The organism is Thermostichus sp. OS-CIW-32 (genome assembly GCF_054060415.1).
On sequence record NZ_JBSSDD010000019.1, the window covers coordinates 1 to 19,866 of the forward strand.

General features: G+C 56.3%; 19 protein-coding genes. 13 read left to right on the forward strand and 6 right to left on the reverse strand.

Annotated elements, in window-relative coordinates; all coding sequences use genetic code 11:
* The 4 genes from ACVWY8_RS13210 to ACVWY8_RS13225 all read left to right on the forward strand — a co-directional run.
* The coding region (locus ACVWY8_RS13210; protein ID WP_457395564.1) for an O-antigen ligase family protein at window positions 1-1,057 on the forward strand (1,057 nt) is incomplete at its 5' end.
* 122 nt (window positions 1,058-1,179) lie between these two features.
* Entirely contained in the window at window positions 1,180-2,325 is a 1,146-nt protein-coding gene (locus ACVWY8_RS13215; RefSeq protein ID WP_457395561.1) for a quinone-dependent dihydroorotate dehydrogenase, read from the forward strand.
* Window positions 2,326-2,356: 31 nt separating this feature from the next.
* Entirely contained in the window at window positions 2,357-3,244 is an 888-nt protein-coding gene (gene btpA / locus ACVWY8_RS13220) for a photosystem I biogenesis protein BtpA (RefSeq protein ID WP_457395559.1), read from the forward strand.
* Window positions 3,245-3,320: 76 nt separating this feature from the next.
* Window positions 3,321-4,379, forward strand: coding sequence for a diguanylate cyclase (locus ACVWY8_RS13225; RefSeq protein WP_457397184.1), 1,059 nt, complete (start codon window positions 3,321-3,323; stop codon window positions 4,377-4,379).
* Here ACVWY8_RS13225 and ACVWY8_RS13230 read toward each other — a convergent pair.
* Together ACVWY8_RS13230 and mutL are read right to left on the reverse strand one after the other, a co-directional pair.
* Window positions 4,355-5,206 carry a vitamin K epoxide reductase family protein gene (locus tag ACVWY8_RS13230; protein WP_457395554.1) on the reverse strand — a complete coding sequence of 284 codons (852 nt, stop codon included), beginning with the start codon at window positions 5,204-5,206 and terminating at the stop codon, window positions 4,355-4,357. The genes ACVWY8_RS13225 and ACVWY8_RS13230 overlap by 25 nt on opposite strands.
* A 36-nt stretch (window positions 5,207-5,242) precedes the next feature.
* Window positions 5,243-6,979 (reverse strand): DNA mismatch repair endonuclease MutL, encoded by a 1,737-nt coding sequence (gene mutL / locus ACVWY8_RS13235; RefSeq protein WP_457395551.1) that lies wholly within the window; start codon window positions 6,977-6,979, stop codon window positions 5,243-5,245.
* Window positions 6,980-7,305: 326 nt separating this feature from the next.
* Here mutL and ACVWY8_RS13240 point away from each other — a divergent pair, with 326 nt between their 5' ends.
* Window positions 7,306-7,968, forward strand: coding sequence for a DUF3386 domain-containing protein (locus ACVWY8_RS13240; protein ID WP_011431401.1), 663 nt, complete (start codon window positions 7,306-7,308; stop codon window positions 7,966-7,968).
* A gap of 114 nt (window positions 7,969-8,082) precedes the next feature.
* Here the strand turns inward: ACVWY8_RS13240 and ACVWY8_RS13245 are convergent.
* A protein-coding gene (locus tag ACVWY8_RS13245) for an IS630 family transposase (RefSeq protein ID WP_414381552.1) occupies window positions 8,083-9,014 on the reverse strand; the annotation gives its coding sequence in 2 pieces (ribosomal slippage) (window positions 8,083-8,678 and window positions 8,678-9,014; 933 coding nt in all).
* 74 nt (window positions 9,015-9,088) lie between these two features.
* Here ACVWY8_RS13245 and ACVWY8_RS13250 point away from each other — a divergent pair.
* Window positions 9,089-9,865, forward strand: coding sequence for an SAM-dependent methyltransferase (locus tag ACVWY8_RS13250; protein WP_414358094.1), 777 nt, complete (start codon window positions 9,089-9,091; stop codon window positions 9,863-9,865).
* On the forward strand, window positions 9,865-10,197 hold the full coding sequence (locus tag ACVWY8_RS13255) for a cupin domain-containing protein (protein WP_011433845.1): 333 nt from the start codon (window positions 9,865-9,867) through the stop codon (window positions 10,195-10,197). The genes ACVWY8_RS13250 and ACVWY8_RS13255 overlap by 1 nt, the downstream gene beginning before the upstream one ends.
* On the opposite strand, the gene ACVWY8_RS13260 is transcribed toward ACVWY8_RS13255, so the two are convergent.
* Window positions 10,194-11,081 carry a TVP38/TMEM64 family protein gene (locus ACVWY8_RS13260; protein ID WP_228375352.1) on the reverse strand — a complete coding sequence of 296 codons (888 nt, stop codon included), beginning with the start codon at window positions 11,079-11,081 and terminating at the stop codon, window positions 10,194-10,196. The genes ACVWY8_RS13255 and ACVWY8_RS13260 overlap by 4 nt on opposite strands.
* Window positions 11,082-11,214: 133 nt before the next feature.
* On the opposite strand from ACVWY8_RS13260, the gene ACVWY8_RS13265 reads away from it, so the two are divergent.
* On the forward strand, window positions 11,215-11,889 hold the full coding sequence (locus tag ACVWY8_RS13265; protein WP_011431398.1) for a Fe2+-dependent dioxygenase: 675 nt from the start codon (window positions 11,215-11,217) through the stop codon (window positions 11,887-11,889).
* On the opposite strand, the gene ACVWY8_RS13270 is transcribed toward ACVWY8_RS13265, so the two are convergent.
* Together ACVWY8_RS13270 and ACVWY8_RS13275 are read right to left on the reverse strand one after the other, a co-directional pair.
* Complete coding sequence (locus tag ACVWY8_RS13270; protein WP_011433844.1) at window positions 11,886-13,259, reverse strand: di-heme oxidoreductase family protein; 1,374 nt, start codon at window positions 13,257-13,259, stop codon at window positions 11,886-11,888. The genes ACVWY8_RS13265 and ACVWY8_RS13270 overlap by 4 nt on opposite strands.
* Before the next feature lie 45 nt (window positions 13,260-13,304).
* Window positions 13,305-14,537 (reverse strand): imelysin family protein, encoded by a 1,233-nt coding sequence (locus ACVWY8_RS13275; RefSeq protein WP_011433843.1) that lies wholly within the window; start codon window positions 14,535-14,537, stop codon window positions 13,305-13,307.
* Between the two features lie 390 nt (window positions 14,538-14,927).
* On the opposite strand from ACVWY8_RS13275, the gene ACVWY8_RS13280 reads away from it, so the two are divergent.
* The 5 genes from ACVWY8_RS13280 to ACVWY8_RS13300 all read left to right on the forward strand — a co-directional run bounded on the left by ACVWY8_RS13280 (window position 14,928) and on the right by ACVWY8_RS13300 (window position 19,757).
* Complete coding sequence (locus ACVWY8_RS13280; protein ID WP_011431394.1) at window positions 14,928-15,962, forward strand: chlorophyll a/b binding light-harvesting protein; 1,035 nt, start codon at window positions 14,928-14,930, stop codon at window positions 15,960-15,962.
* Window positions 15,963-16,018: 56 nt separating this feature from the next.
* Window positions 16,019-16,528 carry a flavodoxin FldA gene (gene fldA / locus ACVWY8_RS13285; RefSeq protein ID WP_457395548.1) on the forward strand — a complete coding sequence of 170 codons (510 nt, stop codon included), beginning with the start codon at window positions 16,019-16,021 and terminating at the stop codon, window positions 16,526-16,528.
* Between the two features lie 47 nt (window positions 16,529-16,575).
* Entirely contained in the window at window positions 16,576-18,156 is a 1,581-nt protein-coding gene (locus tag ACVWY8_RS13290) for a chlorophyll a/b binding light-harvesting protein (protein ID WP_414374509.1), read from the forward strand.
* A 237-nt stretch (window positions 18,157-18,393) separates the two neighbouring features.
* Entirely contained in the window at window positions 18,394-19,137 is a 744-nt protein-coding gene (locus ACVWY8_RS13295; RefSeq protein ID WP_414357692.1) for an alpha/beta fold hydrolase, read from the forward strand.
* A gap of 215 nt (window positions 19,138-19,352) precedes the next feature.
* Complete coding sequence (locus ACVWY8_RS13300; RefSeq protein ID WP_457395546.1) at window positions 19,353-19,757, forward strand: universal stress protein; 405 nt, start codon at window positions 19,353-19,355, stop codon at window positions 19,755-19,757.
* The last annotated feature ends 109 nt before the right edge of the window (window positions 19,758-19,866 follow it).

Here is a 19,866-nt window from a genome sequence, read left to right on the forward strand (position 1 = left end):
TCGCGTCAGCGGGACGGAGTCCTTTCGCGTCAGCGGGACGGAGTCCTTTCGCGTCAGCGGGACGGAGTCCTTTCGCGTCAGCGGGACGGAGTCCTGTCCTGTGGGCCGTCGGCGGTTGGCCCAGGTGTTGGTGCTGGGCAGCGGGCTGATGCTGCTTTTGGGTTGGGGAGAAGTGCTGTGGGGATGGCAGGGGCACTTCTTCTGGGGGCCGGTTTGGATTACGGGGGTTGCCGGGGGAGAGCGACCGGCGGCAGCCTTCACTTCCCCCAATACGCTGGCCATCTACCTGGTGATCCACCTGTGCTTGGCAGCAGGGCTGTGGCTGGATCAGGCCGACAAAGACTGGCCGAGGGTGGTAGGGCTGGGAGCTGTGTTGGGGCTGGGATCCCTCTTGTTGCTGCTGACAGCCTCTCGCAACGGCTGGGGAGTGGGGGGGCTGGCGCTGATGATGGGGCTGGCCCTGCGGCGCTGTTGGTGGGGGATCGGGATCTTGGCCGGTCTGGGATTGGCCGGTTTGGCCGCTGCTTGGGATTGGCCGGGCTGGCGGGCCGTAGTGCCCCGATTGATTTGGAGCCGTCTGGCAGACACCTTCGATCCTCAAGCGCTCTACTTTAGTTCCACCGCCAACCGGCTGGATGCTTGGCAATTCGCCCTGCAGATGGCGCGAGAGCGGCCTTTGACGGGCTGGGGCTGGCAGAGCTTTGCCGCCCTTTATAATGCTCAGGAGCCGCCGGAGCTGCTGGGCCATTGCCACAATTTGTACTTGCACCTGGCGGCTGAGGGTGGGATCCCGCTGTTGCTGGGCCATCTGATCCTGTGGGGCTGGATTTTGGCGCGGGGATGGCAAGCTTGGCGGCGCTCGCAAGAAAGTGTCCTGCTGGGGATGCTGCTGGCCTTGACGGCATTTTTTGCCTCAGGGCTTTTGGACGTGGTGATGTTGGATGGCCGCATTCACCTGCTGGTAACCTTACTCTTGGGGGCAGTTTGGGGAGCCAGCCTTGAGCGGCAAAGGGACTCCATCTCCGGCAAAGAGCAAGCCCAGAGAGGTTACCGTTGAGTGCTGCAATGGGATATCCCTTAGCTGGCAGTGAGCCCGGAGTCCATCAGTTGCTCACCGATTTTTGCGACGCGGAAGCAAGCTACAGCCAAGGGGCAGTTTACCTGTAGAGGGTCTTTGCGGTGAACCTGTACCGAGATGTGCTGTGGCCTCTTCTTTTTTCTGGGCTGAGAGCTGATCCAGAAACGGTCAAGATGGCCCTGCTGCGCGCCTTGCACTGGATCGATACCACCCAGGCCACCGGGATCCTATCGGCTCTGGAGCGACTGTTTTGCTACCGGGATCCCCGGCTATCGGTGTCGCTGTGGGGCCTTACCTTTCCCAATCCCCTTGGATTGGCTGCGGGCTTCGACAAAGATGGCCTGGCTCTGGGCGTCTGGCCCAGCCTGGGGTTTGGTTTTGTAGAGGTGGGCACCGTCACTCCTCAGCCCCAACCGGGCAACCCCAAACCTCGCCTGTTTCAACTGCCCCAAGATCGCGCTGCCCTCAATCGCATGGGCTTTAACAATCAAGGGGCGGCGGCTCTGGCGGAACGGTTGCGCCGGCTACAGCAACGTCCCATCCCCATTGGAATTAACCTGGGCAAAGCCAAAATCACCCCCCTGGAAGAAGCAGCTGCCGATTACCTGGCCAGCTTCCGGCTGCTCCAGGAGCTGGGGGACTACTTTGTGGTCAACGTCAGCTCCCCCAACACGCCGGGGCTGCGATCCCTGCAGGCTGCTGAGCAACTGGAGCCCATCCTATCTGCCTTACAGCAGGAAAATCAGAAGCGAAAACCCCTCCTGGTGAAGATCGCTCCCGATCTGGACTGGCCCGACATTGACAGCATCCTGGAGCTGGCCCAAGACCATCAACTGGCCGGGATCGTGGCCACCAACACCACCCTCCGCCGCGATAACCTGAAAACCCGTTTCCTGCCTGGCCGCGGGATCCCCTTCGCACCAGCGGAGTCTAGGCCAATCCTTGCAGAAGCCGGCGGGATCAGCGGTGCCCCCTTGCGGGAGCGTTCCACCCAAGTCATCCGCTACATCCACCGCTCCACCCAAGGAAAATTGCCCATCATCGGAGTGGGGGGCATCTTCACCTTGGCCGACGCCTTGGAGAAACTGGAAGCGGGAGCCAGCCTGCTGCAGGTCTACACCGGCTGGGTTTACGAAGGGCCGGGGATGGTGCCGCAATTGCTCCGAGGCCTAGCCCGCTCTTCTCCCCCCAGCCCTGATGTTACACTTCCCCCAGAGAATACCCCTGTGGGTCAGATCCAGGCGTAAGATCGTTAGGGATCCCTGAGGAAGCTTGCCGGTGAACCTGCTGCAACACCTCTTCAAAACCCCCCATCCGGTCATTGGGGTGGTTCATTTGTTGCCGCTGCCCACCTCACCCCGTTGGGGGGGGGACTTGGAATGGGTGATCGCTCAGGCAGAACAGGCGGCTACCGCCCTGGCTGCAGGGGGAGTAGATGGGATCCTCGTCGAGAACTTTTACGATGCCCCCTTTGCCAAGGATCGGGTGGACGCAGCGGTGGTCAGCGCCATGACCGTCATCGTCCAGCGGCTGAAAACCTTGGTCTCGCTGCCGGTCGGGATCAACGTCTTGCGCAACGATGGCTGCAGTGCTCTGGCAATTGCCGCCTGCGTGGGGGCGCAGTTCATCCGGGTGAATGTGCTCTGCGGGGCGATGGTGACCGACCAAGGCATTATCGAGGGGAATGCCTACCGCCTGCTGCGCTATCGCCGGGAGCTGGGGGCTAACATCAAGATTTTCGCCGATGTGCTGGTGAAACACGCCCAACCCCTAGGTCCCATCAGTCTGGATGCGGCCATCACCGACACGGTGGAACGTGGCCTGGCCGATGCCATCATCCTTTCCGGCTGGGCCACCGGCAAGCCACCCCTGCTCGAGGAGCTGGAGCTGGCCCGCAAAGTTGCTCCTCAGGTGCCGCTGCTCATCGGCTCGGGGGCTACTGCTGAAAACATCGGCAGCCTGATCCGGCGGGCAGATGGAGTAATTGTGGCCAGTTCTCTGAAGCGGTCTTCCCGTTCCGCAGGCATGCCGGCAGGCTATTCGGATCCCTTTCCCATGATCGACCCGATTCGGGTGCGGCAGTTTGTGGAAGCACTGCACCTTGGGATCCGCGAGCGGGCCTCCAACCATGCTTGTCTGGCCGCTCCCGGTTCTGGTTCCAACTAGCTGTTGGCGCTAAGATTGGGATCCGACTACAATGGGCGATTCCTCTTTAGCTATGCCATCCCTTGATCTGGAGGGCTTGGATTCTGCGTACCACCCTTCTGGTTCAGCAGAAGAAGCCTTTTGGAGCTCTGTTCCGGCTCGGACTCCCCGCATTTGGGTTGTCGATGATGACCCAGTAGTCCGTCGCTATATTGTCGATGCTCTCAAAGGCTCTCAGTACTACGTGGAAAGCTGGGAAAGCGCCCGAGCAGCTTGGGATCCCTTGCAAAGCTTGGAAGAGAACGAGTGGCCCGACATGGTGATCTGCGATTGGGTCATGCCTGAGATATCGGGGGTAGAGTTCTGTCGCCGTCTCAGGGGATCCGCCGCAGGGCAGTTTGTCTATTTCATTTTGCTCACGTCCCGTTCTGAAGTTGAGGCTCGGGTAGAGGGGCTGGATGCGGGGGCGGATGAATTCATCACCAAGCCGGTCGATCCCGAGGAGCTGCGAGCGCGGGTGCGGGCAGGGCTGCGCCTCCAGCGGCTCACCCAAGCTTTGGCCCAGGCCAACCGGCAGTTGCGAGCCCGCAATGAGTTGTTGGAGTCTTTGTCTTTGACGGATCCCTTGACCGGGGCGTTGAACCGGCGAGCTCTGGATCAGGCGCTGCCCCATTTGCTCAAGCAGGTGGGGCCCCGCGGGGAGGCTCGCTACCGCTATCTCTGCCTGCTGATGATGGATGTGGATCATTTCAAGCAGGTCAACGACAGCTACGGCCACTACATCGGCGACTGTGTGCTGCAGGCCATCGTCGGGCGGCTGCAAAATCAACTGCGGCCTTCCAGCCTGCTCTACCGCTACGGTGGAGAAGAATTTGTTTGCGTTACGCCCGGGCTTAGCCCCCCCCGCTGCGGTCGCTACGCAGAGTCTCTGCGGCAGGCTATCGCCAAACGGCCCATTGACATCTCCCCCAAGCGCAGCCTGCCTGTTACCATCAGCATCGGTGGGGTCGTGCTCAGCGAAGACTACTGCCCAGAACCGGAAACCGCCTTGCAGCAGGCGGATAGCGCGCTCTACCAGGCCAAGCAGGCAGGGCGCAACCGAGTTCACATCCTCACCCCAACCCCAGAGGTTTATCTGCCCTCTTCCAGCGGATAGCCAGAGGCCACTGCCAAGGCTTCCAGAGAGCGAACGCCTGTGTAGGTGCGGCCATTGATGATCCAGGTGGGATAGCTGGTGATCCCCGCTTCTGTACATTCTCGAGCCTGTGGAGTGCCGGGGCCGTTGGGGGAGCACTCCACGTAGGGCACTTGCTCAAAAGCCGATCCGAACAGCTCCTTTTGTTCTTGACAATGGGGGCACCAATAGGCCCCGTACATAGTGCCGCCGATCTGCCGCAGGTGGGCTGCTAACCCTACCGCCAGGGGGCTAGGCGGGGGAACTTGGTTGGCGTACACCCCAATCGTGGTCACCAACGTGAGAAAGGCCACCAGAATGTAGCTGAAGGCCAGCTTGCCCCCATCCAGCCAGCGGTGGCCCAGCATGGTCACCAGCCATAGCCCTGCCACCAAGATGATCGCGGTGGTGCAGTACATGCAGAATTGCCGTAGCACTGCCACCATCAGGTAAAGCATGTACATCTCAAAGGCGGTCATGGCGGAAACCAAGCCAAACAGGGCCGGCCAGCGCCACCGCTTCACCAATGGGAGCCCATCCGGCAGCACCGCCAGCGCCAAGACTCCCAGAAACCCCAGCAGGCCAACAGCCGCTGTCGGGATCCCCAAAAACTCTGCCCAACGGCTGGAGAGCACCAAGTCACACCCCCCATCCCCCGTGCAGAAAGCGGCAGGTTGATCGGTCAGCTTGGTGTAGGTGAGATAGGCCGTCAATAGGGATCCCAGGCTGGCCAAGATCGCCAAGATCAGACGGGAATGGCGCTGCAGCCAGGTCTCTTCTTGGGCTTTGAGTTTGAGATAAGAAGCCATGGAGTTTCAGGGGTTTCAGCAGTTGGACACCCCCGATTATAGTGGGGTGGAGCTGGGCTCGTCCGTGGGATCCGACGCAGAAGAGCGCACCTGGGCGGCAAACCTGTCTCCCAGCGGATCCAGCTCCCATAGGGATCCCAGTTTGGAGTCGGAGATAGGCTGGTCGCAGAGGCCCCAACGGCGGCGGAAGTAACGGGCCAGATCTTTTTCTGCCAGGGCCAGGTAGACCGGGCGACCATGAGGGCAAGTGTGGGGATTGGCGGTGCGCTGCCAAGCTTCCAACAGCTTTTGCATCTGCTCCAAGGTCAGCGGGATCCCATTGCGCAAGGCCCCTCGACAGGCCACCGCCACCTGGGCTGCCTGCACATCTTGACAACGGCTGAGCTCTAGCAGGGATCCCTGTACCTCTTCCGGATCTTCCGACCCTAAAGCCAGAGGGATGCGTCGAATGAGATGGGTATTGGGGCCAAAGGGTTCTGGCTCCAGCCCCAACTGCTCCAACCGCTCCAGGGCTTGGGGCGATAGTCCTTGCAGCGTTATGGGCGTCGCCGGTGCTACCAGTTGCCAATGCTGCCGGATGTACTCATAGCGAACTCGCTCGTGGGCCAGGTGCTGCTCCACCAGCCATAGCCCCTGGGGGTGCTCTGCCAAGATGTAGGTCCGATGCAGTTGGGCCAGCGCCTTGAGGGGGGGCAGGAGAGAAGTTGGGCGGTCAGAGGGAGGAAAACGGCTCTGGAGATCGGGCGAGACTCGATAGACCACCTTGGCCTCGCTGGCCCGGATCAGATGCACAGAGCGGCGGCTGGCCTGCTCGGATCCCGATTGCAGAAGGGAGTGCAGGTGTTGGCGCAACTGCTCCTGGCGGGCCGTCAGATTCTCCAGGTAGAGCTCGCTTTTGGCAGGATGACGGTTCCAATCCACCTGCTCTGGGGGCAGGCGCAGGTGAACAACCACCAGTGGATGACGGTGGCGAGGCAACGCGTGGTGAAAAACCGACTGGATCAGCCGTTGCCAGTCGGGCATCTGCACAAACCGTCCGTTTACGGCCACACGGATCCAATCGGGGTGGGGGCGATGCAGGCGATCCGGCAGGCCCAGCACCACTTCCCAATCGCTATCCCCATCCTGGATCCGCCGATAGCGCAGATCCGTGGGATCCACCTGCGGCAACACCTGCAGCAGCAGATCTTGCAGAGATTTTCCCGGCCAGAGGCTGAGCAGCAATTGCCCTTCCTGATGCACCTGCCAACTGACCCAGGGATGGGCTAGGGCCGCATTTTGCACCAGGGTCAGGAGCGGGCGAGTTTGGGGCAAGGCCCGACGGCGCAGAGGCCAGTCGGCAAACAAATCCGCAACCGTGACCACCGTTCCCAAGGCAGTGGCTGCCGGCTGCTTGTGGATCAGCTCCCCCTGTCGGTCGTAGGCGGCCAGCCAGCCGTGAGCATCAGAAACGTGGCGGGTTTGGATAGCCAGGGATCCCAGCCGGGCCAGGCTGTGCAAGGCTTCGCCCCGAAACCCCAGGCTGCAACCGTCCAACTTGCTGGTGGTGTGGCGACGGGCCACCTGCTCCAGCTCCGAAGCGGGGATCCCTTGGCCGTTATCGGCCACCCGCACCTGCCAGCGGCTGGGCCAGATCTCCACCTGAATGCGGGTGGCCTGAGCATCGAGGGCATTTTCCAGCAATTCTCGCAGAGCAGCCCCCAGCGAGTCGATCACCTCTCCCGCGGCCATCTGGGCGATCCGCTCTGGGTTCAGGGGTTGGATTTTGGACATGGAGTGAGTTGAGAAAGCAGACTCTCTTCCTGCCAGCTTGTCGCCAAAAGGCCAACAGCGCCGAGCTTTAGCTTAGCTCTCTCCCTCTGTTGCCAGTGGACAGCGCCTTGCCAATGGTTTTCATTAACTTCAAGGCTCCCCTCAGGCCAAGTGAAGGATTGAGGTTCCGCCTTCCTGCCCATCGGTAACCGCCAAGAACTTCGAGAAACTTCGAGAACAAGAGAGCTGAGCGGGTGGCCAGTCATAAGGAAACCTTAAAATCCCAAGGCCAGCCATCAGCCTCTACTAGGATTTAAATAGTAAAATTTCTCATTAAGGAGGAGATTATGGCAGCACAGCAAGCTCCGGCCCGAGAGCTATTCAAGGAGGCTTTTGAGAATCGCTACACCTGGGACAAAGACTTTCCTGGCTACCGAGCTGAGATAACCTACTTTCCCAAAGAAGGTGACAGCAGCCTCTCCTTCTCAGGAGTTGTGAGTATTGACCGCAACATGAAGATCGATGTTGCCGGCGTCGAGGACGAGGAGATCCGCCAGAAAATACGGGAACAGATGTGGGAAGTCATGGTGCATCGCGTTCGTCATTCCTTCGACGAGGAACACGGTGGCCACACCTTTGCCTATGGAGAGCCACAAAATTCAGACATCACTGAAGTTCTTGTTTCGGGCTTATCTTCTACCGATAGGTACTGGGTTCAGGGCAAGCACATTCAAATGGTACATCGCCATCTTGCCAATCGGACAATTACAGTCTCAGTTCAAGAGTTTTACGATACAGGTGAGGGCTACCTACCCACTCACTACACTGCTGAGTATTGTAGCCCAGGAACTGGAGAAAAAACTCAAGCAAAGATGATCTACGAAGATCGTTATCAAAAAATAGGTCGGTATTGGATTCTGGTTGAGAGAAGAATTTGGGAAGAGCAGGATGGCCAAAAAAGTTCATCCCCTCAACTTTTCCTCTTCTCTAATATTCGATTTTTCGAATAGCTGAGAAAAATAAGTTTTTCTTTGCGGCTGTGGGCATCTCTCATTATAGAAGGTGATGAGGTGCTCACAGCCAAGCTCAAAACAGATGGCCACAGGGTACAGCCTGTTAAGGACTCAAGGGGTACAATAGCAGCACTTAGCAAACCAACTTCGGAAGGAGGATGGATTGATCAGTAGTAAAGAAGTCTTCACTATCTGCTCCATGCTATATTTCCCAATTCTGCAAAGCTGCCGAATAAAATGCTTCAACACCGACCACATCATCTCAATGGGATTCAACTCCGGCGCATACACAGGCAGGTATAGGATTCGTGCTCCTGTCCCCCTAATCAATTCCTCAACTTCCCGACTCTTGTGGATATTTAAATCCTTCCTCGCATCTAGCTTCGGACATAGCTCGCTTCTCAAAAACTCCAAAAAGTCTCCTTTCTTCATCCCACCCTTGATGACACGACAGCCAACTACACCTCTCAAGGAAATAGCTCCAATAACCGTATACTTTTCACCCTTGTATCTCTGACGATAATGATAAGCCATTTGACCACGTAAACTCCGAGATACTCTCCGCTCCATTCCCTCCCAGACTCCCGTCTGGTCGATGGCAATCAAATCCTCCGCTGGAATATTCCTGACTTCTTGACTATAAGCTAGTCGTTCCCTTTGCACCTCCTCTTCTTTGACTTTTGCACTGCGGTAGGTCTTTTTTTTAGAGTCATTCCTTGCTTTTTCAAGAAATTATGTATCGTGACGATGCTTACATTGATTCCTAAGCGCTCGCGCAACAGTTCTTGATACTGCCACAGGTAGAAGTCTGGGTGTTCTGTAATAATTGCCATCACTTCCTGCCGATGTTGTTCCAAAATGCCCACTCGCTTGGTGCCTGCTTTCTTAGGGGCTAAATCTTGAGTTTGTTGGTACTGTCGCACCCAGCGGTGTACTGTTCTTTTGGTAACCATGAAGCGTTTAGCTACCTGGCGGATGGAGGTGTTACCTGCCTGATAGGCTGCTACAACTCTTTGCCGCAAATCCAAAGAATGAGTCGGCATTCCTTTCTCTCCTTCCTCTTGAATACCTGTACCCTATTTTAAATTAAAAGGCTGTATCTTTTTTGGAGTTACCTATGTCTAAGCTGGACTCAAAAAATGCACCTGGACACCAGGTACTGGCTGCGGCAGGTAAAAAGGCACTTCGACCGGGGGGCTTTGGCGCTACCGAACGGCTCTTCAAGTTTGCCGAGTTCCGTCGAGGAGAAACTGTGCTGGAACTTGCCTCAGGCCTTGGCTACACGGCTATTCGATTGGCAAAGCGCTATGGCATACATGTTACCGGCATTGAGAAAAATCCAGATAACATTGCTCGCACTCGCGCTAATGTTTCTGCAGCAGGGCTAGCCGGCCAAGTTGAGATCCTCGAGGGCGATATCTTTCACCTAGATCAAATCGATCAGAAATTTGACTATGTCTTGGCGGAAGCTATTTTAACAATGCAGTCCGATGCAGGAAAATCTAAGATTTTGTCAGGGATTTACAATTGCCTCAAGCCAGGGGGTAAGTTCCTCAGCCATGAGCTGCGAGTTGAGGGATCCAACAGCGACGCTATCCGCAAGGAGTTATCCTCCGTAATCCATGTCAATGCCAATCCTTTATCTACTGACAGCTGGCTTGCAACTGTTCAGCAAGCAAATCTTACGGTTGTCCAGTATGCCACCGGCCCCTTAACTTTGCTCAATCCCGTTGCTATTGCTACAGAGGAAGGATTGCCGACGCTCTTAACTATGGTGTGGAATGTGCTTACACGTCCTGTAATCCGGCAGCGGATCTTATCTATGAAGCAAATCTTTAGCCGATATCGAAATAACCTAGGCTACATCATACTGATTGCCAAGAAGGAGGCTTAATGATGTCTCTTGTCTCCCCTGAGTCACCTTTTTTGCAGCTCAAAGATCACATTGCTTATTCTGTGGAAGGAGTTCTCAGCAAGATCATTTGGAAAAGTGAAGTCTGCCAACATACTCTTTTCTGTATGGCGGGAGGCACAAGTATTTCCGAGCATACCTCCACAAGGGACGCTACTCTCCACGTCATTGAAGGAACTGGAGTCTTAACCCTTGCAGGTGAGAAGATCTCTCTATCTCCGGGCATATTTGTCTTAATTTCGGCAAATGTTCCCCATGAGTTAGAAGCCACTGCTGACCTTGCTTTTGTTCTGACTTTATCAAAGGCAAGTTAAGAACGCCGCCTTTTACTCAGCCAGCCGCTTAACATCGCCAAAGCAAACATTCCCAGCAAAGCAAAGCCCAGCAGCCACCTTCCCTGCTCTAGGATCCCTGCCCCCAGAGCCACTACTGGGGGTGTAGAGACGGCAATGCCCAAAGCTAGGGCGAGAAGAAAGTTCTGCCATTTTATTTGGGTTAGGCCGGCGGCGTAGGCGACAAAGTCGAATAGGCCCGTCATTAAAAAACCAGCTGTAAGAAAAATATTGTTTTCCAGATAGTTAGCTGAAAGGGCATCGACTTTGTACATCCATTGTCGCCCAACTACTCGCTGTACTAGGTCTCTACCAAACTTTCTGGCTAGGTAGAAGTTAAGTGTACAAGAGATAAAATCAGCAATTGCAATGTAAAGGATTCCCGATCCAAATCCAAAGAGGGCTCCTGCCAAGATGGAGTAAAGGGTGCTGGGTATGGCAGGAATAATAATACTCAGGGAGCGTAATCCAATCAGGGCAAGGGGTGCCCAGGGGCCTAGTTTTGCTATAAATTCTCGAGTTGCCTCTGGATCTAAGCGACGGGCCAGCAAGATGGCAGCTAACAGGACAACAAGCAACAACAGCAGTGAGAGGATGTCTTTCCTTTTTCTGGAATTGATTTTGCTGCTAGAGGACAAATCCTCTGAGGGGGTAGGGGACGATCCTACTGACTCGCCATCTGCTGACTTGTCAAAGGTAGTGCCGGGCGGATAATAGAGTTCATCCTTCAGGATCCAACCTGTTTTCTGTTGCAGATAGGCATGTGTGCTCAAGCCCAGACGCTTTGCCTCGGTGGCAACAGCCTTGTAGTCTAAGCCCAATAGCTCGCAGAGCTCTTTTTGTCGAATACCAGAAGGTGGCTGCATAGGGCAAAAGATCTCTACTTTCTCTGCTAGATGCTTAAGGTTTCCGAGGGATGCTCGAAGTAGGCATGATTTTCATAAGGCTTGTTTTGCTAGTGTAGAAGGTGTCATGTATTTTGCTTTTTAGAGGTTGATAATGATCTTGTGTATTGGCGATGTTCTTAGTTTAGCAGAATTGCAACAGATTCTGTCCCTCATAGCCGATGCTGAATTTGTGGATGGTGCTCTGACGGCAGGCTGGAATGCCAGGCTTGTCAAAAACAATAGGCAAATGCCAAAGGGATCCCTTCAGCAACGGAAGATAGAGGAGATTATCTTGGCAGCTCTAGAGCGTAATTTGTTGTTCCAGATGGCTGCCCGGCCCAAGCTCATTCATTCCATTTTAATTAGCTGCTACGAAGCGGGAATGTCCTATGGCACTCATACCGACGATGCGCTGATGCTCGATCGGCATCAGCTGATGCGCACGGATATTTCCTTTACGCTATTTCTAAGTGCCCCTGAAGACTATGATGGCGGTGAGCTGAAGATCGAGAGTAGCGAGGGGGAGCAAGCCTACAAGCTGCCGGCGGGTGCTTTGATCCTCTATCCTGCTTCCACCTTGCACCGAGTTGAGCCTGTAACCCGTGGGATCCGCTATGCTGCCGTCAGTTGGGTTCAAAGCCTAATTAGGGATCCGCAAGAACGCGAGATCCTCTTTGATTTACAGACTGTGCGGCAGCAGATGTTTCAGGAATCGGGCAAGACACGCCACTTTGATTTGATCTCCAAAGTTTACGCGAACCTGCTGCGGAAATGGGCAGAGCTCTAGAGGGATCGAAGAAAATAGAGCAGGGCTTCTCTGTCTTCAGCAGCCATATTTTTAAAGATCTCGCGGGAGCGTTCAGCTTCTCCCCCATGCCAGAGAATGGCCTCCTCGAGGCTGCGGGCGCGGCCATCGTGCAAATAGCCGGAGGAGGGCAGAACTGTCTGCGACAAGCCGATGCCCCACAAAGGGGGGGTGCGCCATTCTCGGCCCGTGGCCTCGAAGTCAGCGCGGCCATCTGCTAGTCCTTCGCCCATGTCATGCAACAGCAAATCGGTGTAGGGGTGGATGACTTGGTTGGCCAGGGCAGGGATCTCATGAATGCCGGTTTGTAGCTCTGGTCGGTGACACTTGGCGCATTGGGCTTGGACGAAGAGCTTTTCCCCTCGCTGAACTTGGGGATCCTGCCAAAGGGCGCGGCCAGGCACGGCCAGGGTTTGCACGTAAACGGTTGTCGCTTGGAGAGTGGCCTCGTCGATATCTTGGCTGCCATCCGCGGCCGGAAAAAGAGGATTCGTGACACCCATGTCGTTGGCGTAGGCGGCCGCAGTTTGTTGCCTGAGGTTGGGGGTATTGGCTTTCCAACCAAACCGTCCCAGCACCAGACGCTGCTGCTCTTGATCCCAAACCAAGTTGGGGCGGCCAGAGATGCCATCCCCATCGGCGTCGTCAGGATCGGCTGCTGCCAGGATCCTAGAAGCGGGAACGGCCTCCAGTAGGCCCGCTCCAAACACCGGCTGGGGGATCCGCAGGGAGATGAGGACAGGATCGATGGGCGATCCCTCCAGAGTTAACAGCTTTACAACAGGAGAACGCAGCCTGTAGGGAGTTCCGTCGGCGTACTCTCTGGTCTGCTCTACCCAGTGCAACTCCACCTTGGCCTCTGGCCGATAGCCCCGAACGGCCTTTTCTTGAACCTGCGTGCCGATGCCGGCCACAGGGGGAGTGTTGCTATGAGGAGCAATGGCCTCCCATCCAAAAGGCTGGGGATCCCCGCTTCTATCCAGGGATCCAACCTGGCTGACTCTGACGACCCGCTGCCCCTTGTCAGGAAAACCTCGGCCGTTTTTAACATGACAACCGGCGCAGGAGTTGTTGTTGAACAGAGGCCCAAGGCCGGGGTTAACAGGCGCCGGAGCGGTGACGAAGCGAGCCTCAAAGGCGATGTCCCCCAGGGCATGCAACCTGGCCCAGCGGGGATCCAAGTTGGGAGCCGGCTGCTCGTAGGCTGTTGAGGTGCGGTTCCAAAGGGTTGTTTCGCCACCCGCTCGAGGGGGCAATGGCTGGGATCCCTCTGGGGCAGCGGGGAAAGCCAGAAAGCTCGCCGCCCAAAGAGAGGCCAATCCCAGCATGAAAATCTGGAGAAGACGACGCATCGGCTATCAAAATATCGGCAACTCAGCTCTTTTGGGACTTTCTTACTACTGCAGGAGCGGCACAACTTCCTGAGCAAAGCTGTCGAAAGCGTCTTCAATTTTTTCCATAGCGGCAGTAATAGATCCACGGGCATTGGCATCGCAAAGGCTTTTTTCGATAGGGGCAGGGATCCCCTGGAGAGCCGCCGCCGCTGCTTGTAACTCCGACTGAATTTGACTATCCAAATTGGGATTGATGTCCCGGACAAATTGGCTCAGGCCACGACCTTTTCTATCTCTAAATCCGCCCAAGTAAGCATACTGAACGCTGCGCACATTGGCCTGGAACTCCGGCAGCGAATGGTGGGCAAAGCGACTTTCCAGCAGAAAAGGATTTTGCTGGGCGAAGGCTTCGCCAATTTTGACCTTGCCCAGCTCGTCCAACATGCCGAGAATACCTTGGGCTATTTCTTCAGCAGCAGCTTGCAGCGTGAGATAACTCTTGCTGCCCTCGCCGGCTTTTACCCATTCTTCGCGAAAAGCAGGCAGCCCTTGCACTCCCTCTGTCCAGCTTTTGAGCAGCTTTGCCGCCGTATCCGCCAAAACTGGGCCAAGGGCAGCCAAGTACTCCCGATCCCGCTCGGTAAAGTCTTGCAAAGACTTGTTGTTATCCACGCCAAAGAGCAAGAAGGCCACGGCATGAAATCCCTTTTGCCCGCTTTCCAACTCGGCCACGGTCTCTGGAGTGAGGGGATCGCCGCTGTTGAGAACTTCCAGCACCTCCACCTCGTTCAGGGGCCATTCGTCCAAATCCGCATCCAGCCCCAAATAAGCCGCCGGCCCAAAGGCAAAAGCCTCGCTCTCCTCCCAAGTGATGCGGGCAACAGACCAAGCCTGGCGAGCCGCTTGCAAAGTCTGGGCATTGGGATCTTGCACGAAGGCCTGGATGGCCTGAGACAGGGCCTGGGTATCGGCGACCAACTGCTCATAGGCAGGGATCACCACCTGATCGGCAAAGTCGAGCAAAATCTGCCGATCCTGAAACCGCTGCTCAGGAGAGAGCACAACGGCTGGCCGGCGAGAGCCTGCCCCTTCTTCCCCACCCTCGCCGCCGCCATCCACCGGGATAGGCCGACACTCCGGGTTCATTTGAGCTGCCTGCTGAGGCGAAGCCTGGCTCAGGGCCGGTGGATCCCCGCCGCCCGCAGCCGAGGGATCCTTTTGGGTTTCCCCGCAAGCGGCCCCGCTGACCAGAACATAAAGCCCTATCCCCGTCCACAGCTTCAGATACCTCGACATCTCCTCCGACTCCTTTGCCCTCGACTTGGCCAACTTTGGCTTGATTGTAATCCAGCTATTGCGACTCAATCTTAAGAAGGGAGAGATTTTTATCACCGGCTGCCACCGGATCGCCCGGCTCGTCCCTCTGCGGGCCAGCTTCCATCTGCAGCTTCCCCAGGTGGGGCTATGGGCGGATACAAGTCCGACTCTTAACAAAACTTAACTCTAAAGACATTGATATTTGTTTGCAAGAAGCCTAGAGTAGGTCACAGCTCGCTGTTGAGATTTACTCTCAACAGTTGGTTACGTGTCTCGAAAGGATGTGTCCGTGCGGCCAGAGGCGGGCCTGGGGCAAGGTCTCTGGCCTTTTCCTAGAAAAGCTTGTTTAGAAACGCAAGAGGAGCGGAGATGACAGCGACGACACTCAAGCAAGAAGGGGGATCTAGCTCGCAACAACAGATCCCGTGGTGGGCGGGCAACGCCCGTTTGACCGATCTTTCTGGCCGGCTGCTGGGGGCGCATGTGGCCCATGCCGGGCTGATCGTTCTCTGGGCAGGGGCGATGACCCTGATCGAGTTGGCCAAGTTTGACCCCAGCCGACCGATGTATGAGCAGGGGCTGATTCTCTTGCCCCACCTGGCCAGCTTGGGGCTGGGGGTGGGATCCGGCGGGGAAGTCCTGGATACGGATATCTACTTTGCGGTGGGAGCGATCCACCTCATCAGCTCTGCCTTTTTGGGGTTTGGCGGCATTTTTCATGCCCTGCGCGGGCCGGCGGTGCTGGATCCCAAAGCCTTTCCCCTGTTTAGCTACGACTGGCAAGACAAAAACAAGATGACCACCATCCTAGGGATCCACCTGGTGCTGCTGGGATTGGGAGCCTGGCTTTTGGTGCTCAAGGCAGTGGTGTTTGGCGGCTTGTTCGACCCGGTGGCAGGAGAGGTGCGCCTGGTGTCTCCCAACTGGAACCCCTTTGGCCACCTGTTGGGCATAGAAGGGCGCCACTGGATCGCCGGGGTGGACACTTTAGAAGACGTGGTGGGCGGCCACCTCTGGCTGGGCTTGCTCCTGGTGGCAGGTGGGGTTTGGCATATCGCGACCAAGCCTTTTGCCTGGGCAGAACGGATTTTTATCTGGTCTGGGGAAGCTTATCTTTCCTACAGCTTGGGAGCTTTGGCCTTGATGGGATTTATTGCCGCCTATTTCGTTGCCGTTAACCCAGTGGTCTATCCCGAAGTTTTCTATGGGCCGCTGCTGCAGGTGGGCTTGGATCGCTATCCCTTCTTTGAGCAAGGGGGAGCTCTCACATCTAGGGTTTGGCTGGCCAATGCCCATTTTTGGCTGGCCTTTTTCTTCCTTCAGGGCCACCTGTTCCATGCCCTGAAAGCGCGAGGGTTCAATTTCCGTACCGGCAGAGTAGAACTTGCAGCGCAGCAGGCCTAACGGCAATCTAGCCATCTGATTTTGAGCTTTGCACTTGCAGTTTCGAGGTAGGAGCAATGGCAAAAGTAGGTCTATTTTTCGGCACTCAAACCGGAAATACCGAAAGAGCTGCCGAGATGATTCAAAAAGAGCTGGGCGAAGACAATGTAGATTTAATTGACATTGCCGAGGCCAACATTGAGGACTTTGAGAAGTACGACTACTTAATCATCGGCTGTCCAACTTGGAATATTGGGGAGCTTCAGGCTGATTGGGATGGTTTTTTCCCAAATTTGGATGAGATCGATTTTTCCGGTAAGACGGTAGCCTACTTTGGAGTTGGGGATCAGTTGGGCTATCCCGACAACTTTCAAGATGCCATGGGGATCCTGGCCGAAAAAATTGCCGAGCGTGGCGGCAAAAATGTCGGCTCCTGGCCTACAGAAGGCTACGAGTTCAACGAGTCTAAGGGAGTGGTTGACGGTGAGTTTGTCGGCCTTGCTCTGGACGAAGATAACCAACCAGAGCTGACGGAAAAACGAATTAAAGAGTGGACGGCTAAACTAAAAACGCTCTTCAATCTGTAATTCAAACCCGGCTTCTTAACTTGTCATTGATACTGTGGGAGTTTGTCATGACCGGCGCAGTTCTATCTTCATCGCCTACTTCTGCTGAGGGATCCCCTCAGGTCAGTTGGTTGGCAGGGAATGCTCGTTTGCTCAACCTATCCGGAAAGCTGCTGGGGGCCCACGTGGCCCATGCGGGGCTGATCATGCTGTGGGCCGGCGGCATGACCTTGTTCGAGGTGGCCCACTGGGATCCAAATCAACCTATGTACAGCCAGGGGCTGATTTTGTTGCCCCATCTGGCCAGCTTGGGCATCGGCGTCAACGCAGAAGGGGTGGTTACGGATCCCTATCCCTTTTTTGTCGTGGGCGTTCTGCACCTAATTGCCTCGGCAGTGCTGGGGGCAGGAGGGATCTTCCACGCCCTTTTGGGGCCGGAGGTGCTGAGCAAGGGGAAAACCTTTGCCGAGTTTTTCGGCTACGACTGGGAAGATGACGACAAGATGACCACCATCCTCGGCATCCACCTGCTGCTGCTGGGGCTGGGTGCATGGCTGCTGGTGGCCAAGGCTCTCTTTTGGGGAGGGCTGTACGATGCCAACCTGGGCCGCGTGCGGATCGTTGCGGATCCCACCCTCAATCCGCTGCGGATCTTCGCCTACTTGACGCCGCTGATGGGTCAGCAGGGCATGGCCGCCGTGGACAACCTGGAAGACCTGGTGGGGGGACACATCTACGTGGGCCTGCTCTGCGTGCTGGGGGGATGGTGGCACATAGCCACGCGCCCCTTTGCCTGGGCCAAGCAAGTCTTGATCTACTCGGGCGAAGCCTACCTCTCCTACAGCCTGGGGGCCCTGGCTTACATGGGCATCTTGGCGGCCTATTTTGTCAGCGTCAATGAGATCGCCTACCCTGCGGCTTTTTACGGGCCGCTGGGGCTGGCCGCTGACGAAAGGGGAATTGTAAGCAGCCGTACCTGGTTGGCTACAGCCCACTTTGTCTTGGGGATCCTGTTTTTGGCGGGGCACATCTGGCATGCCATCCGGGCGCGGGCGGCGGCCAGCGGCTTTGACTTCCAGCGCGGGGGCTGGGTGCGAGCCACAGATCCCCAGGTGGGCAACTTGGACACGCCGGTAAACCAGGGCGATCTCACCCTGCTGCTGCTGCAAAACCTGCCCATCTACCGGGAGGGCTTGTCGCCTTTCCTGCGCGGTTTGGAGATCGGCATGGCCCATGGGTACTTCCTGGTGGGGCCGTTTTACAAGTTGAGTCCGCTGCGGAATTCGGAGCAAGCCCTGACGGCAGGTACGCTGGCGGCCATTGGTCTGGTGCTGATCCTAACGGTTTGTCTTTCGATCTATGGACGAGTCTCTTTTCCGCGCTCGCGGCTGGTGGCGGTGGTGAACACCCCCTATGGAGAGGTGGCCTATCCGACGCCGGGAGTGCAACTGATGGCGGAATCGCAGGGATCCCCTCAGCCGGTGCGAGTACCGGCAGGATCGGAGGACTTGCCCGAAAACTTGCGCACCCGTGCCGGCTGGAGCCAGTTGGCGGGAGGGTTTCTGGTGGGCGGCGTTGGCGGTGCCCTGTTTGCCTACATGCTCCTGAACAGTGCGGACGTGTTGGCCCAGATTTTGCCTGGGCTGTGAATGAGGTTTGAGGCTCCCTGGTTCGGGGATCTGCAGAAAGGAGAGGGGTATTGTCCCCTCTCCTCTATCCAGATCGGCTCGGATCCTTTGGGCCGCATTTTCCAATGGCAATTGCACTGTTCACAATTGCATGGTTCAACCGCACTTTGCCGGTTGGTTTCTGGCTACTGGACTTTGTAGATCTTTTGTTTGGCTAGCAGCCTTGATGGTTTTAACAGTCGAGATGGAATAGCGAATATGAGTTTAAGCTCCGCTTCTGCGCTCGCTTTTGAGGCCCTGTATCTGGGCATTTCTCCCAGTCTCAAGCTCTTTGATCAGCCTTTATTAGGATCCCTGGGGAAATGCTTTCGGATAGCCTACTGGGAGTACCACCAAACCCAGGATGAGCCTTGTAGCCTGGAGACTGTAATCACGCTGCTATACGAATATCTCAAAGCTTGGGATCGACCCGTTCATCTTATCGGCCACGGCTTGAGCGGGGTGGCCGCTTATCTTTTTGCCTGCCGTTACCCACAGCGGGTACAGTCTCTGACCTTGCTGGCCGTGGGAGGTTGGCCTGCTACCACTTGGCATGCCCATTTCTATGTGCAGCGAAAAATCTTTTGCTGGAGTCGGGAACAACTCTTGGTGCGTATAGCCCAGAGCCTTCTACCTACTTCAGAACAGTGGCGAGCACGCTCACTCTCCTATGCTCTGGCTAAAGATTTGGATACTTCTCCCATACCTCACTCCCTATTTCAGGTGATAGCGATTCCAGCCCAGAAAGTGTCGGTGCCGATGTTGGTTTGCGCCAGCAAGGATGACCCCATTGTGGATCCTGCTTCGCTCGAGAAGTGGAGAAACCACCTAAAGCCAGGGGATCAAATGTGGTTTTGCCCTGGGGGGCGACACTTTTTTCATTATTCTTTTCCAAGTTTGGTCAATCTGAAAATAATGGATTTTTGGCAGGAATTGCGTAAACTTCAGCCCAGCATGGCTTAGGGCGGCTGGACTTTCGCGGGATGATAGAATGGCTACTCATCCAAACAGCAGAGGAGCTCCGTTTGCAGCTAGGGCGAAGCAGCCCAGGTGGAGCCCCTGACAACAGGAAAACGGGCAGGGGTGGAATGAGGCCATTGAGCTCCCGGTAAAATTGATAGAATAGGGCAAGCCCCCAACTTGGATAAGGAATGGGCTTGACCGCGGAATCCGCGACTATGTTCGACAAGCTGCTCTTTCCCATCGACAACTCGCGTGAGACCAGCCACGCCTTGCCCTTGGTGGCAGACATAGCGCAGCGCTACAAAAGTCAGGTGTACTTGCTCTCTGTACTGGATGCCGCGGAGCTGGACGCGGAGAGGGCGGAACAAGCTCGGCAAAACATCCACAACCTGCTCAAGCAAACGGAGTCTGGCCTGCATCAAATCGGCCTTAGCAACGTCAAGAGTGAGTATCGAGAGGGGAAGGTACCTTTTGTCATCTGTGATGTGGCAGACGAGCTGGAGATCAGCCTGATTGTGATGGGCTGCCGCGGCCTCACCCTCTCCGGAGAGGGGCAGAATAACTCTGTCAGCCACCGCGTGATCGATCTTGCCCCCTGCCCGGTGTTGGTCGTGCCCTGAGGAGAGGGATCCCATTGACCAAAAGGCGCGGCAAGCCCCGTCCTTCAGGGCAGGGAAGGATAGCGCCGACCGTAGCCGACGCCCTTTAAAAACGCAGTGCCGGCCATGT